The following is a 12853-nucleotide window of genomic DNA, read 5'->3' as shown; positions in this document are numbered from 1 at the left end:
GTTTCGCCTGCTATCTTGTACCGGTTAGCAACATCCGTTACCTTAGGGGCCGCTAAAGTTTAGTTAAACCCAAAGGAAAACAATGAGTGCATTGATCTGTGGCTCCATGGCCTACGACACCATCATGGTGTTTCACGACAAATTCAAAAACCACATCCTGCCGGAAAAAGTCCATATCCTGAACGTGTCGTTTCTGGTGCCGGCGATGCGGCGCGAATACGGCGGCTGTGCCGGCAACATCGCCTACAATCTGAAGTTGTTGCAGGAAGAGCCTTGGATCATGGCTACCGTCGGCCACGATTTCGAGCCGTATGCGCAATGGCTCAGCCAATGCGGCATCAGCAGCCGCTACATCAAGGTGCTGGACGACCATTACACCGGCCAGGCCTACATCACCACCGACCAGGACGATAACCAGATCACCGCTTTCCATCCGGGGGCGATGAATTTCTCGCATTTCAACAGCGTGCCGCTGGACTCGGAAATCACGATCGGCATCGTCTCGCCGGACGGCAAACAAGGCATGCAGGAACACGCCCAGCAATTCGTCGAGCAGGGCATCCCCTTCATTTTCGATCCCGGCCAAGGCATGCCGATGTTCGATGGCGCGGAACTGCTGCAGTTTTTGGAGCAGGCCAATTACGCCACTTTCAACGATTACGAGTTCGAACTGCTGCAACAGCGCACCGGCCTGACGCCGGAACAAATCGCCGAAAAAGTCGACGCGTTGATCGTGACCTTGGGTAGCCAAGGCTCCAAAGTCTATACCCGCGGCGAAATCATCGACATCCCGCCGGCCAGCCCAAAACAAATTCTCGATCCGACCGGTTGCGGCGACGCTTACCGGGCCGGTTTGCTGTTCGGCCTGATCAACGATTACGACTGGGAGGTTACCGGCCGCATCGCCTCGCTGCTGGGCGCGATCAAAATCGAGCACAACGGCACCCAGAACCACACCTTCACGATGGCGGAATTCAAAAAACGCTATCAGGAAACCTTCGGTTCGACGTTTTGAGTTTACAGAAAACCCAGGATCTGCTTGCCTTGATGTCCCGCTTGCGCGACCCCGAACGGGGTTGCGCTTGGGACCTGAAGCAGGATTTTCACAGCTTGATCCCGTATACCATCGAAGAAGCCTACGAAGTGGCCGATGCCATCGAGCGCAACGATTTCGACGATTTGCGCGGCGAGCTGGGCGATCTGTTGCTGCAAGTGGTGTTTCACTCGCAAATTGCCCAGGAGCGCGGCCTGTTCGATTTCGAACAAGTCGCCGCGGCCATCGGCCAGAAACTGGTCAGCCGCCATCCGCACGTGTTTGCCGGCGTCAAGTTCGACAACGACGAGCAGCGCCAACAAGCCTGGGACGAGGCCAAGGCCGAGGAGCGGCGCCAGAAGCAGGCGGAATCCCAGCCGGAAAGCGTGCTGGCCGGCGTTGCCCACAGCCTGCCGGCCCTGGTGCAATGCGAGAAAATCCAGAACCGCGCCGCCAGCCACGGTTTCGATTGGCCCGAAGCCGAGCCGGTGTTCGACAAGGTCCGCGAGGAACTCGACGAGGTCCACGAGGCCTGGCGATCCGGCGACCAAGCCCACATCCACGAGGAGGTCGGCGATTTGTTGCTGGTGGCGGTCAATCTGGCCCGGCATTTGAAAGTCAATCCGGAAATAGCGCTGCGCGATGCCACCAAAAAATTTACCCGCCGCTTCAATTACATCGAAAAGCAGGTCGCCGCGTCCGGCCGCCAATTGCGCGACTGCGAACTGGCCGAGCTGGATGGCTTGTGGAATCGGGCCAAGCGCGAGCTGAAGCAGGTTTGAGGCGTGAGCGGCATCTCTTTTTCGCACATAGCCGGCTTGGCTCTGGTTTTGGCCGCGGCGCTACCGGCCAAGGCCGAATTGCTGGGTAGCATCTCCGACGACACCGCGCCGAAACCGCAGCCGGAACCGGCGCCGGCCGGCAAAAACGACGGCCGCCGCATCGTGTATCGGGTGATCTGCTCGGCGGAGGACCGGGATTTGCCGGATTGCGACCGGGACGCTGTCGACGACACCGGCGCGGCCGATAACCCGGTAAGCGTGCCGACACCCGACTTGCCGGCGGACCAGGACGATCCGGCCGAAGCCGCCGAGCCGGCGAAGGCGATTCCGGCCGCGGCCCGGCCTTCCCGAGCCGCAAGCACGCGTGCCAACAGGCATGCGCCCGCCAAATCGGCCAAGAAAACCAAGGCTGCCTCGAAAAAAAACGCCAGCCATAAACGGCCGCGTAAATAACGGCTGTCCGGCCCAGTCGCCGCCCGACAAAATCCGGGCGCTGCGGCTGCGTTTGCGCTAGGCTTAGCCTGGTTAACCCCGTGCAAAAGGATACGCAGATGCAGCCCATCAGACCGAATGTACTCGATTTCGAAGCGTCCGGATTCGGCAACGACAGTTATCCGATAGAAGTCGGCGTGGTACTGGGTTCCGGGCAAAAATACTGCGCGTTGATTCGGCCGGCCGGCAACTGGGTGTATTGGGACGAGCAGGCGGAACAGGTGCACGGCCTGAGCCGGGACACTTTGCTGGACTATGGCAAACCGATTCGGCAAGTCGCCGTCGAACTCAACGAATTCTTGGCCGACCGAACCGTTTATTGCGACGGTTGGGTGGTCGACAAACCGTGGCTGTCCCGCCTGTTTTACCAATCCGGCCTGCAACCGAGTTTTTACCTCAGCGCGTTGGAGCTGATTTTGAAGGAAACTCAAATGGAAATCTGGAGCCAAACCAAGCGCCAGGTAATCCAGGAATTTGCCATGCACCGACATCGCGCCAGCACCGATGCCTTGATCATTCAGGAAACTTATGCCCGCACCCGGCAACTAAGCGGTGCCGGCGGTTACGCCTTGGCTTGACCGCGCCGTGCACTTATCAGTCCGTATCGAAAATTTACTACGCTACATTTTTACTCCAACGGTGAAGCAGCAATGACTACGACAACTTTAGTTTCCGATAGCGAATTGCAACAGATCGACGCCTATTGGCGCGCCTGCAATTATCTGGCCGCCGGTATGATTTACCTGCGCGACAATCCGTTGCTGCGCCAACCCCTGCAGCCCGAGCATATCAAACGCCGTCTGCTCGGCCATTGGGGTTCCAGCCCCGGCTTGAGCTTTGCCTACGTGCATTTGAACCGGATCATCAACCGCTACGACCAGAGCGTGCTGTTCATTGCCGGCCCCGGCCACGGCGCGCCCGGCGTATTGGCACCGGCTTATCTGGAAGGCACTTACAGCGAGATTTACCCCAACAAAGGCGAAGACGAAGAGGGCATGCGCCAGTTCTTCAAGGAATTCTCGTTTCCGGGCGGTATCGGCAGCCATTGCACGCCGGAAACGCCGGGCTCGATCCACGAAGGCGGCGAGTTGGGCTACAGCATTTCCCACGCCTTCGGCGCGGCCTTCGACAACCCGGATTTGCTGGTCGCGGCCGTGGTCGGCGACGGCGAAGCGGAGACTGCGCCGCTGGCCACGTCCTGGCATTCCAACAAATTTCTGAATCCGGCCCGCGACGGCGCGGTGCTGCCGATCCTGCATTTGAACGGCTACAAGATCAACAATCCGACCCTGCTGTCGCGCATCTCGCATCAGGAATTGGACGATTTGTTCAAAGGCTACGGCTGGACCCCGTATTTTGTCGAAGGCGACGAGCCGCTGGCGATGCACCGGAAAATGGCCGAGACGCTGGAAACCTGTTTGCTGGAAATCCGCAAGATTCAGCAGGTCGCGCGTTCAGGCGGCGAGGTAGTAAGGCCGCGTTGGCCGATGATCGTGTTGCGTTCGCCGAAAGGCTGGACCGGTCCCAAGTTTGTAGACAACCGCAAAGTCGAAGGCTACTGGCGTGCGCATCAGGTGCCGATGGCGGCTGTGCGCGAAAACCCGGCCCATTTGCAACAACTGGAAGACTGGCTGCGCAGCTACAAACCGGAGGAATTGTTCGATGCCGACGGCAAATTAGTTTCGGCTCTTAAGGCTCTGGCGCCGCAAGGCCAGCGCCGGATGAGCGCGATGCCGCAGGCTAACGGCGGCGTGTTGCGGCGGGCGTTGCGGATGCCGGACTTTCGCGATTACGCCGTGGCCTTGCCCGGACCGGGCAAAATCAGCGCCGAAAACACCCGGCCGCTCGGCCAGTTCCTGCGCGACATCATGGCCGACAATATGCATAACTTCCGGGTGTTCGGTCCGGACGAAAATAGTTCCAACAAGCTGGATGCGATTTATGCCGCCAGCAAGAAAACCTGGCTGGCCGATTATCTGCCGGAGGATGCCGACGGCGGCGAGTTATCGCCCGACGGCCGGGTCATGGAAATGCTGTCCGAACACACGCTGGAAGGCTGGCTGGAAGGCTATTTATTGACCGGACGCCACGGCTTTTTCTCGACTTACGAGGCCTTTGTCCACGTCATCGATTCGATGTTCAACCAGCACGCCAAATGGCTGGCAATGATGCAGGCCGTGCCGTGGCGGGCGCCGGTGTCGTCGTTGAATCTGTTGATTACGTCGACCGTTTGGCGCCAGGACCACAACGGCTTTACCCACCAGGACCCCGGCTTCCTGGATTTGGTGGTCAACAAAAGCCCGGCGGTCACCCGCATCTACCTGCCGCCGGACGTGAATTGCCTGTTGGCGATTGCCGACCACTGCCTGCGCAGCACCAATTACGTCAACGTCATCGTTTCCGACAAACAGAAACATTTGCAATATCTGGATATCGACGCCGCGATCAAACATTGCAGCAAAGGCATCGGCATCTGGGAATGGGCCAGCAACGATGCCGGCGCCGAGCCGGACTTGGTGATGGCCAGCGCCGGCGACATCCCGACCAAGGAAGCGTTGGCCGCGACCGTGATTCTGCGCCAGCATTTCCCGGATTTGAAAGTACGTTTCGTCAACGTCGTCGATTTGTACAAACTGACGCCGACCAGCGAGCATCCGCACGGCTTGAGCGACAAGGATTTCGACAGTCTGTTCACGCTGGATAAACCGATTCTGTTCAATTTCCACGGCTACCCGTGGCTGATCCACCGTCTGGCTTATCGGCGCGCCAACCACAAAAATCTGCACGTGCGCGGCTACAAGGAAAAGGGCAGCATCAACACCCCGCTGGAGTTGGCGATTCAAAACGAAATCGACCGCTTTAGTTTGGTGATCGATGCGATCGACCGTTTGCCTGGGCTAAAAGTCGCCGGCGCCCACGTCAAGGAAAAAATGCGCGATATGCAGCTCGAATGCCGGCATTACGCCTACGAGCACGGCGTGGATTTGCCGGAGGCGGATGATTGGATTTGGCCGTGATGCCGCGATTTATCAATTCCAATCAATGTGGCGGGGTTTGTCGTTTTATGTTTTTGATTGCTAATCATGCGCCAGGGCAGGGTTGCCCGGCCAAGCCTAAATCTTTTGCACTCGGTCAGATATTTAAGTGTAATTTTTAAGCAAACGTAACTTCCGACTTAACCGCCGCTTTGTACCAGCAATATTTCAACTTCAGCGAGCCGCCGTTTTCGATCTCGCCCGATCCGCACTTCATGTACATGAGCGAACGGCATCAGGAGGGCCTGGCGCATTTGCTGTACGGCATCGATCGCGGCGGCGGTTTCGTCGCGTTGACCGGCGAGGTGGGTACCGGCAAGACCACGCTATGCCACTGTCTGCTGCAACAATTGCCCGCCAACATCGATATCGCCCTGATATTGAACCCCAAGCTGAGCGCTATCGAATTGTTGGCGACGATTTGCGACGAATTGGGTATCGCACACGATGGGATGACGGCGAAAAGCCTGATCGACGCCATCAATCGATATTTGCTTTCGGCCTATGCCGCCGGCAGGCGCACCGTGCTGTTGATCGACGAAGCCCAGAATCTGAGCCTGGAAGTCTTGGAGCAGATTCGGTTGCTGACCAATCTGGAAACCAGCAAGGCCAAATTGCTGCAAATCGTCCTGGTCGGCCAGCCGGAACTAAACGCCATGCTGGGGCGGCGCGAGCTGCGCCAACTTAACCAACGGATTACCGCGCGCTACCATCTGTTGCCTTTATCCTTCGACGAGACCAAAGCTTACATTCAGCACCGGTTGCGGGTCTGCCGCGGCAGCCACCGTTTATTTAGCGCCGCCGCGATTCGGCGGATTTACCGCTATTCGGCCGGCGTGCCGCGACTGATCAATATCTTGTGCGATAGAGCCTTGCTCGGCGCCTATGCCACCGATGCCGGGCGGATTACCCCGGCCATCGTCAGCCGTTCGGCCCGGGAAACCTTGGGTTTGAAATCGTGGCTGCCGCGCCGGTTGCCGGCGGTTGCCGCGGCGCTGCTGTTAGCCGGCGCGATGGCCGGCGGCTATGTCTGGCGGCATGAATTGGGGTTGGTAAGTCCGGCGAAACCGCTAACCGTTCCGGAAGCGGCCGTATCGAAACCGGTTGTCGCCCAGCCGGAAAACCCGGCATTCCGCGCATGGCTGGAGTACTCGGCGCCGGCCTTCGATGCCGCACTCGGCGAACTGTTACGGATTTGGGGCGCGGCAGCGCCGGCCGGGCGGATGGCCGATTGCCGTTATGCGACCGAGCTAGGCTTGTATTGCTTGCCCGGCACAGGCAATTGGAAGGATGTGCTCGCTCTGGATCGTCCGGCTTTACTGGAGTTCGCCGACGGCCAAGGCCGCAAGCGCTTCGTGCCGATCCAAGCCGTGGAACAGGGGCGGACCTTGGTTTTGGCCGGCGGTGCGATCCGTTTTCCATTGGCCGATGTGCTGGCGGATTGGGACGGCAATTTTTTGCTGCTGTGGCGTTCGCCGCGCCCGGGCGTCAGCGAAATTGCCGCGCCGCAGAAATCGGCCGAAGTGTTGTGGTTGCGCGACAGGCTGGGGCAAGCGATGCAATTGGCGAAAGCCGAGGCCGAGCCGGACTATTTCGACGATACGCTGAAACGGCAATTGACGGAATTTCAGCGCTTGCAGCATTTGGCGGCCGATGGCATTGCCGGAGCCAGGACGTTGATTCATTTGGATAATTTAACCGGCGCCGCCGATTCGCCGCATTTGCAAGCCGGTCAACGCTAGGTCTTGGACATGTCTTATATCCTGAACGCATTACGTAAATCGGAGCGGGAACGCCAATCTTGCCAACCGGATACGGTCGCCAGCCGAATTGTGCTGCAACACGCGCCGCCGCCGCACGCTACCGCCAAAATCATCGCGGCATTGTTGGCGGTAAACGCGGCAATTCTGGCTTACTTCCTGGGTGTGGCGCCGAGGATGGCCGCCAATGGCAATGCGCCGCCGCCGCAGGCCGCGGCGCAACAGTTGCCGGCCTTGCCGCTCGCAGAATCGAACCCGGCGCTGCCTGGCGAACGGCCGCCGCTGCCGGCGAAAGCTTCGCCCAAGGCCAAGCCGGAGCAAACGCGCGCCGCAACCCCGGCGGCCGCGGTTAAGTCCGCCGAGCTCAAGAAGCCGTCAATCGAGCCGGCCAAACCGGCGCCGGTTCCGCCGGCACCGGCCAAAACGCTGGCGCAGGCCGAACCGGCGAGTGCCGCCAAGCCGTTGCCGGCAGCGGAACCGGCCGGCCGGCCGCCGATGCGGGCGGCAATCGCCAATGAGGCTGGCGCGGCAGCGCCTGGCCCCGTTGCGCTGGCGGCGAAGAGCGGTTTGCCGACGCTGGAACAATTGCCGGCAGAACTGCGTCAGTCTCTGCCCAGTCTGCCGATCAACGTCTTCAGTTATTCGCCGATTCCGGCCGAGCGCTTCGTCATGATCGATATGGTCAAATACGTACCCGGCCAAATGATCAAGGACCGCTTGGAACTGAAGCAGATCCTGGAAGACGGCATCGTCGTCAGTTACGACGGCCAGCAGTTTAAAATCAAACGCCAGTGATTGCGGCCGGGCCGGCGGTACTATGTCCGAACGGGTCCGGCGGGCCGGAGGTTGCTAAGCGGCGGTGGCCTTGATAGCCTATTGCCGGCCGAGCGGCGACGGAACGGGCCGGCGGAACCTAGCCAGGAGTGGCGCCTAGATAACTATAACAATACCGATAACAGAGCCCTCCGCATGAAACTGGAAACCCAATTCAGCACCGCGCAATTGCAACGCATCAACGTGCAATCCATCTTGTACCTATGTTCCTGCCCGTCCCAGGTCGGCGTGCAGATCGACAGCCTGCGCCGCCTGTTCGATTATCAGGCCAATTGCGCCGACCGCAGCCGGAGCGAAATTCAAACCCAGGTGCACGCCCGCATCGCCGAAGCCAGCGAGCAGGCGCACCGGATCATGGAGGCGTGTTTGAAGGACGTGCTGGAGCTGGAAGGTTGGGACATGGCAACCCTGGAAATGCCGGCCGGCCTGCGGACCTTATTGGAACAGGAAATCGACGGCGATTAGCTGTCGAGCTCTAAGGCTCCGGCGCCGCGGCATCGGCAGCGCCGGTTGAGGGTCAGCGCTTTACTGGCCGTATTTTTTCTCCAGCTCCTGCAAGGTTTTGCCGGTGACTTGCTTCACCGCCGCGGCGCCTTGGCCGCTGCTCAATGCCGCGCGGGCTTCCGCCGATAATCGTTCGGCTTCTTGCTGGTTTTGCCGGGTCCGGGCTTGGTAAAGCCGGTCGACTTCTGCGTCCGATTTTTCCTGCACCGCCGCGCCCAGCGCTTTGCGTTTGCCGTTCATGACTTCCCGCTCCGCTTTGGCCTTGGCCGCGTCCAGCATGTGTTGCGCTTGTTGTTGCCTGGCCTGCTCGGCACGTTGCGCGGCGGCACGCTCGGCGGCTGCTTTGGCTTCCAATTCCGGGTCCCAGTCGGCCCATACCGTTTGGCTGCCGATTAAGACGACGATGTTCAGTATCAATAGGCGTTTGCACATGAATGTTTCCTGTCGTGTTTGGCCGATTTGTCCGCCGGCGGCGTGGCAATTGGTTTTGTTGGTTTTGCGGCAAATCGTATTAACGATTGCCGAGTTTGTAGCTTATACCTGTGCAGTCGCGCCCCTTACTAACAGAAGTGTTCCGCTTGCAAAACGGGAGGAGTCCATATTCGTGCCCAGCAAGACCTGCTGGCCGCGCATCGTTTTCAGCCTGCCGGGCGGCGTGGGACGGCGAAACGGAATTCGGGGTACGCCGACTGGCGGATGCTGGTTGCGATGGAAAGCCAGTGCGAATATGCCTGGCGAATTTTGCTGGACTGGCCGGCGTTATTGGTCCGGCTGGATAGGCCGCATCGGTCCGCGTTGTTTACCGAGGATCGTAAACTGTTGCCGGGCATTCGCTCCGAAATCGTCGCTTTGCTGGACCAAGCCGTTTTCGGCGAAAATTTGTAAACTTGGCGCCAGATAGCCAGGGAAGCGGATTTACTGGTCTGGCTCGCCGAATAAAATAGCATGGCTTATTGATCCACCGGGTCGAATTTGCGGCCGGCAAAGTGGTCGATTATCGAGTTATCGCACCGACCGAATGGAATTGCCCGCCCGGCTGCGTATTGGCTCAGGGTTTGAGCGCGTTAACGGCAAACGACCCGCACAATTTACGCCGGCAGGCGGAATGGTGGATACAGGCTATCGATCCCTGTGTACCTTATCGGCTGGTAGTGAATGAAAGGTAGGGTACGCACCGCGTACCATCGAAGGCTTGAAACGGCTCCGAGATAGGGTGGATTGAAAGACTATGCACGAAATGTCGTTATGCGAAGGCGTATTGCACATCATCGAACGGGAAGCGCAAACTCAGGGCTTCGGCCGGGTGAAAACGGTGTGGTTGGAAATCGGCGCTTTGGCCGGCGTCGAACCGGAAGCGATGCGGTTTTGCTTCGACGCGGTTATGCGCGGTTCGCTGGCCGATGGCGCCGGGCTGGAAATTATTGCCGCGCCCGGCGTGGCCTGGTGTCTGCCGTGCGGGAAAAATGTCGCCGTCAGCCAGTTGTACGACGTTTGCCCCAACTGCGGCAGCCATCAACTGCAAATCGTCGGCGGCGACCAAATGCGAATCAAAGAACTGGAGGTAGAGTAATGTGCGGCGTCTGCGGCTGCGGCGAGGGCCTGAACCACTCGCATGAACACGAACACGATCCTCAACATGGCCACGCACACGAACATCGGCACGCGCATGCGCACAGCCATAGCCAGCATCACCATCACCACGAACATGCTCTCGGCCCGGAACATGCGCATGCACCGGGCCTGACGCCGGCGCGGATGGTACAGATCGAGCAGGATATTTTGTCCGCGAATAACCGTTACGCCGACGACAATCGGCGCTATTTCGGCGAGCGCGGCATGCTGGCGTTGAATCTGGTGTCCAGCCCCGGCTCCGGCAAGACCATGCTGTTGACCGAAACCATTCTGCGATTGAAAGACGAGCTGAACATCGCCGTGATCGAAGGCGACCAGCAAACCGCCCGCGATGCCGACCGCATCCGCGCTACCGGTGTGCCGGCAGTGCAGATCAATACCGGCAAGGGCTGCCACCTGGACGCGCATCGAGTCGGCCACGCGCTGGAAAGCCTTAATTTGCCGGAGAAAAGTCTGTTGTTTATCGAAAACGTCGGTAATCTGGTCTGCCCGTCGGCCTTCGATTTGGGCGAGGCGCATAAAGTGGTGATTCTGTCGGTCACGGAGGGCGAGGATAAACCGATCAAATACCCGGACATGTTCCATGCCGCCGATTTGATGATCCTGAACAAAACCGATTTGTTGCCGTATCTGGATTTCGACGTCGAACAGTGCATCCGCTATGCCAAGCAGGTCAATCCCAAAATTCGGGTGTTGCAGTTGTCGGCCAAAACCGGCGAGGGCATGGACAACTGGTTGAAATGGCTGCGGGCGGAGTTGGACTTGCAGGGGATTGGGTATGCTTGATGGCCGCATTTCATTCTTGAAAGATACGGTATAGTGACTTCAAGCAAATAGGAGTATCGCCATGACCATAACCGAAATTAAATCGCTCCCCGTCAGCGAACGCATGTTGTTGATGGAGGAAATCTGGGACAGTCTTTGCCGAGAGCCGGAGCCGATCGCCTCGCCGCAATGGCACCAAGGGGTGCTTAACGGCAGAATGGAGCGGCTCGCATCGCATCAAGCTAAATTGTTGACATTGCAGCAGTTGAAAGACAGTAATCGATGAGTTTTAAAGAATTGCTGTTCTTAGAAGAAGTGGCCGCCGATTTACAGACCAGCAAACAGTTTTACGAGGCCAGCCAACCGGGAGTAGGCGATTATTTTTTCGACAGTTTGATTGCCGACATTGAATCCCTGCACTTATACGCCGGCATACATGAAAAGCAATTCGGTTTATTCCGCATGCTGGCTAAGCGTTTTCCTTCCGCGATTTATTACGACATTACCGACTCGGCGATTATCGTCGTCGCGGTGCTCGATTTGCGGCGTAATCCGACTTGGATTTCGAGCCGATTAAATCGCCCAACGCTTTGATTTTGCCATCAAGAGATTTTGCCGATGTGCCTAGCCCTCCCCGCCCAAATCATTGAAATCGCCCCCGCCGGCGACACGGCCACCGTGTCGGTGGACGGTGTCAAAGTCGAAGTGTCGCTAGCGTTGGTTGACGACGTGAAAGTCGGTGATTATGTGCTGGTCCACGTCGGTTACGCGCTGAACAAGATCGACGAGGACGAAGCGCTGAAAACTCTGGCTTTGTTCGCCGAAGCCGGTTTGACCGCTTCATGAAATATATCGACGAATTCCGCCAGCGCGACGTCGCCAAGCAACTGGCCGGGGCGATTGCGCAAACGGTCGATCCGAATCGGCATTACCGGCTGATGGAATTTTGCGGCGGCCATACCCACGCCATTTTCCGTTACGGCGTGCAGGATTTAATGCCGAGCAATGTCGAGTTTATCCACGGCCCCGGCTGCCCGGTTTGCGTATTGCCGACCGGACGCATCGACAATGCGATTCAACTGGTGCGCGAGCACGAGGTGATTTTATGTACTTATGCCGATTTGATGCGGGTCCCGGCTAGTGAACGCCAAAGCCTGATCAAAGCCAAAGCCGCCGGCGGCGACATCCGCATGGTTTATTCCACGCAAGATGCGCTAAACGTCGCCCGCGCCAATCCGGAGCGGCAGGTGGTGTTTTTCGCGATCGGTTTCGAGACCACGACGCCGCCGACCGCGGTAGCGATCAAACAGGCTGCAGCCGAAGGCTTGAAAAATTTCAGCGTGTTCTGCAATCACGTGCTGACGCCGGCAGCGATGCAGGCAATCTTGAACGCGCCGGAACCGGTGCAGATCGACGCCTTTCTCGGTCCGTCCCACGTCAGCAGCGTGATCGGCAGCCGGCCTTACGAAACGTTCGCCGAACATTACGGCAAGCCCATCGTCATCGCCGGTTTCGAGCCGTTGGACGTGATGCAGTCGGCCTTGATGCTGATTCGCCAACTCAACGCCGGCCGCCATGAAGTGGAAAACGAATACAGCCGCGCTGTGACCCGCGACGGCAATGGCAAAGCCCAGGCGCTGGTCGCCGAGGTATTCGAATTGCGCCCGGAATTCGAATGGCGCGGCCTGGGACTGATCCCCAACAGCGCGTTGCGCATCAAACCGCAATACGCCCAATTCGACGCCGAACACCGCTTCGCGATGCCGGCCATCAAAGCCAGCGACGTCAAGGGCTGCGAGTGTCCGGCCATCCTGCGCGGCGCCAAAAAACCGCAGGATTGCAAACTGCTGGGCACAGTCTGCACCCCGGAAAATCCGATGGGTTCGTGCATGGTGTCGTCGGAAGGCGCTTGCGCGGCGTATTGGAGTTATGGCCGGGTGAGGGCCGGTTAAGTTACTCCAACTCCCCAGCGTAGCGACTCGGCGTCAATTCGCGGCTCGGGCCTTGCTGGCGGTG

At 58.8% G+C, this 12853-nt stretch carries 16 protein-coding genes; 15 read left to right on the top strand and 1 reads right to left on the bottom strand.

Annotated features, from left to right (window positions below):
- The first annotated feature begins 82 nt into the window (after positions 1-82).
- From MKFW12EY_RS19200 to MKFW12EY_RS19165, 8 genes are all read left to right on the top strand, one after another.
- Positions 83-1015, top strand: a complete 933-nt coding sequence (locus MKFW12EY_RS19200; protein ID WP_064027736.1) for a carbohydrate kinase family protein — start codon at positions 83-85, stop codon at positions 1013-1015.
- Entirely contained in the window at positions 1012-1815 is an 804-nt protein-coding gene (gene mazG, locus MKFW12EY_RS19195) for a nucleoside triphosphate pyrophosphohydrolase (protein WP_082410029.1), read from the top strand. Before MKFW12EY_RS19200 ends, mazG begins: the two co-directional genes overlap by 4 nt.
- 3 nt (positions 1816-1818) lie before the next feature.
- Positions 1819-2268: a hypothetical protein gene (locus MKFW12EY_RS19190; protein WP_221053581.1), complete on the top strand. Its 450-nt coding sequence runs from the start codon at positions 1819-1821 to the stop codon at positions 2266-2268.
- Positions 2269-2366: 98 nt separating this feature from the next.
- Positions 2367-2885: a 3'-5' exonuclease family protein gene (locus tag MKFW12EY_RS19185; RefSeq protein ID WP_054763604.1), complete on the top strand. Its 519-nt coding sequence runs from the start codon at positions 2367-2369 to the stop codon at positions 2883-2885.
- Between the two features lie 72 nt (positions 2886-2957).
- Positions 2958-5324, top strand: coding sequence for a phosphoketolase family protein (locus MKFW12EY_RS19180; RefSeq protein WP_221053580.1), 2367 nt, complete (start codon positions 2958-2960; stop codon positions 5322-5324).
- A gap of 170 nt (positions 5325-5494) precedes the next feature.
- Entirely contained in the window at positions 5495-7084 is a 1590-nt protein-coding gene (locus tag MKFW12EY_RS19175) for an ExeA family protein (protein WP_221053579.1), read from the top strand.
- A 9-nt stretch (positions 7085-7093) separates the two neighbouring features.
- A complete protein-coding gene (locus tag MKFW12EY_RS19170; RefSeq protein WP_221053578.1) occupies positions 7094-7897 on the top strand; it encodes a general secretion pathway protein GspB in 804 nt (267 codons plus the stop codon).
- A gap of 174 nt (positions 7898-8071) precedes the next feature.
- The gene (locus MKFW12EY_RS19165) at positions 8072-8401 is read left to right on the top strand and encodes a hypothetical protein (RefSeq protein ID WP_157199565.1); all 330 of its coding nucleotides are present in this window, start codon (positions 8072-8074) and stop codon (positions 8399-8401) included.
- A 60-nt stretch (positions 8402-8461) separates the two neighbouring features.
- On the opposite strand, the gene MKFW12EY_RS19160 is transcribed toward MKFW12EY_RS19165, so the two are convergent.
- Positions 8462-8872 (bottom strand): hypothetical protein, encoded by a 411-nt coding sequence (locus MKFW12EY_RS19160; RefSeq protein WP_054763396.1) that lies wholly within the window; start codon positions 8870-8872, stop codon positions 8462-8464.
- Between the two features lie 264 nt (positions 8873-9136).
- Here MKFW12EY_RS19160 and MKFW12EY_RS19155 point away from each other — a divergent pair, with 264 nt between their 5' ends.
- The 7 genes from MKFW12EY_RS19155 to hypD all read left to right on the top strand — a co-directional run bounded on the left by MKFW12EY_RS19155 (position 9137) and on the right by hypD (position 12789).
- A complete protein-coding gene (locus tag MKFW12EY_RS19155; protein WP_054763397.1) occupies positions 9137-9325 on the top strand; it encodes a hypothetical protein in 189 nt (62 codons plus the stop codon).
- 343 nt (positions 9326-9668) lie between these two features.
- A complete protein-coding gene (gene hypA / locus MKFW12EY_RS19150) occupies positions 9669-10010 on the top strand; it encodes a hydrogenase maturation nickel metallochaperone HypA (RefSeq protein WP_054763399.1) in 342 nt (113 codons plus the stop codon).
- Positions 10010-10858 (top strand): hydrogenase nickel incorporation protein HypB, encoded by an 849-nt coding sequence (gene hypB, locus MKFW12EY_RS19145; RefSeq protein ID WP_221053577.1) that lies wholly within the window; start codon positions 10010-10012, stop codon positions 10856-10858. Before hypA ends, hypB begins: the two co-directional genes overlap by 1 nt.
- Positions 10859-10919: 61 nt before the next feature.
- Positions 10920-11123, top strand: coding sequence for an addiction module protein (locus MKFW12EY_RS19140; RefSeq protein ID WP_054763400.1), 204 nt, complete (start codon positions 10920-10922; stop codon positions 11121-11123).
- Positions 11120-11431, top strand: a complete 312-nt coding sequence (locus MKFW12EY_RS19135; RefSeq protein WP_172680363.1) for a type II toxin-antitoxin system RelE/ParE family toxin — start codon at positions 11120-11122, stop codon at positions 11429-11431. The genes MKFW12EY_RS19140 and MKFW12EY_RS19135 overlap by 4 nt, the downstream gene beginning before the upstream one ends.
- 24 nt (positions 11432-11455) lie before the next feature.
- On the top strand, positions 11456-11683 hold the full coding sequence (locus MKFW12EY_RS19130) for a HypC/HybG/HupF family hydrogenase formation chaperone (RefSeq protein ID WP_054763404.1): 228 nt from the start codon (positions 11456-11458) through the stop codon (positions 11681-11683).
- The gene (gene hypD / locus MKFW12EY_RS19125; RefSeq protein ID WP_054763401.1) at positions 11680-12789 is read left to right on the top strand and encodes a hydrogenase formation protein HypD; all 1110 of its coding nucleotides are present in this window, start codon (positions 11680-11682) and stop codon (positions 12787-12789) included. The genes MKFW12EY_RS19130 and hypD overlap by 4 nt, the downstream gene beginning before the upstream one ends.
- The last annotated feature ends 64 nt before the right edge of the window (positions 12790-12853 follow it).

It is taken from the genome of Methylomonas koyamae (assembly GCF_019669905.1).
GTDB classification, from domain to species: domain Bacteria; phylum Pseudomonadota; class Gammaproteobacteria; order Methylococcales; family Methylomonadaceae; genus Methylomonas; species Methylomonas koyamae.
This window is presented reverse-complemented; position numbering and strand designations above follow the sequence as displayed.

Bases quoted from the DNA above. Each gene is read 5' to 3' on its own strand.
- MKFW12EY_RS19200 (WP_064027736.1), top strand. From the start codon at position 83: ATGAGTGCATTGATCTGTGGCTCCATGGCCTACGACACCATCATGGTG.
- MKFW12EY_RS19185 (WP_054763604.1), top strand. From the start codon at position 2,367: ATGCAGCCCATCAGACCGAATGTACTCGATTTCGAAGCGTCCGGATTC.
- MKFW12EY_RS19180 (WP_221053580.1), top strand. From the start codon at position 2,958: ATGACTACGACAACTTTAGTTTCCGATAGCGAATTGCAACAGATCGAC.
- MKFW12EY_RS19170 (WP_221053578.1), top strand. From the start codon at position 7,094: ATGTCTTATATCCTGAACGCATTACGTAAATCGGAGCGGGAACGCCAA.
- MKFW12EY_RS19165 (WP_157199565.1), top strand. From the start codon at position 8,072: ATGAAACTGGAAACCCAATTCAGCACCGCGCAATTGCAACGCATCAAC.
- MKFW12EY_RS19160 (WP_054763396.1), bottom strand. From the start codon at position 8,872: ATGTGCAAACGCCTATTGATACTGAACATCGTCGTCTTAATCGGCAGC.
- MKFW12EY_RS19155 (WP_054763397.1), top strand. From the start codon at position 9,137: ATGCTGGTTGCGATGGAAAGCCAGTGCGAATATGCCTGGCGAATTTTG.
- hypA (WP_054763399.1), top strand. From the start codon at position 9,669: ATGCACGAAATGTCGTTATGCGAAGGCGTATTGCACATCATCGAACGG.
- hypB (WP_221053577.1), top strand. From the start codon at position 10,010: ATGTGCGGCGTCTGCGGCTGCGGCGAGGGCCTGAACCACTCGCATGAA.
- MKFW12EY_RS19140 (WP_054763400.1), top strand. From the start codon at position 10,920: ATGACCATAACCGAAATTAAATCGCTCCCCGTCAGCGAACGCATGTTG.
- MKFW12EY_RS19135 (WP_172680363.1), top strand. From the start codon at position 11,120: ATGAGTTTTAAAGAATTGCTGTTCTTAGAAGAAGTGGCCGCCGATTTA.
- MKFW12EY_RS19130 (WP_054763404.1), top strand. From the start codon at position 11,456: ATGTGCCTAGCCCTCCCCGCCCAAATCATTGAAATCGCCCCCGCCGGC.
- hypD (WP_054763401.1), top strand. From the start codon at position 11,680: ATGAAATATATCGACGAATTCCGCCAGCGCGACGTCGCCAAGCAACTG.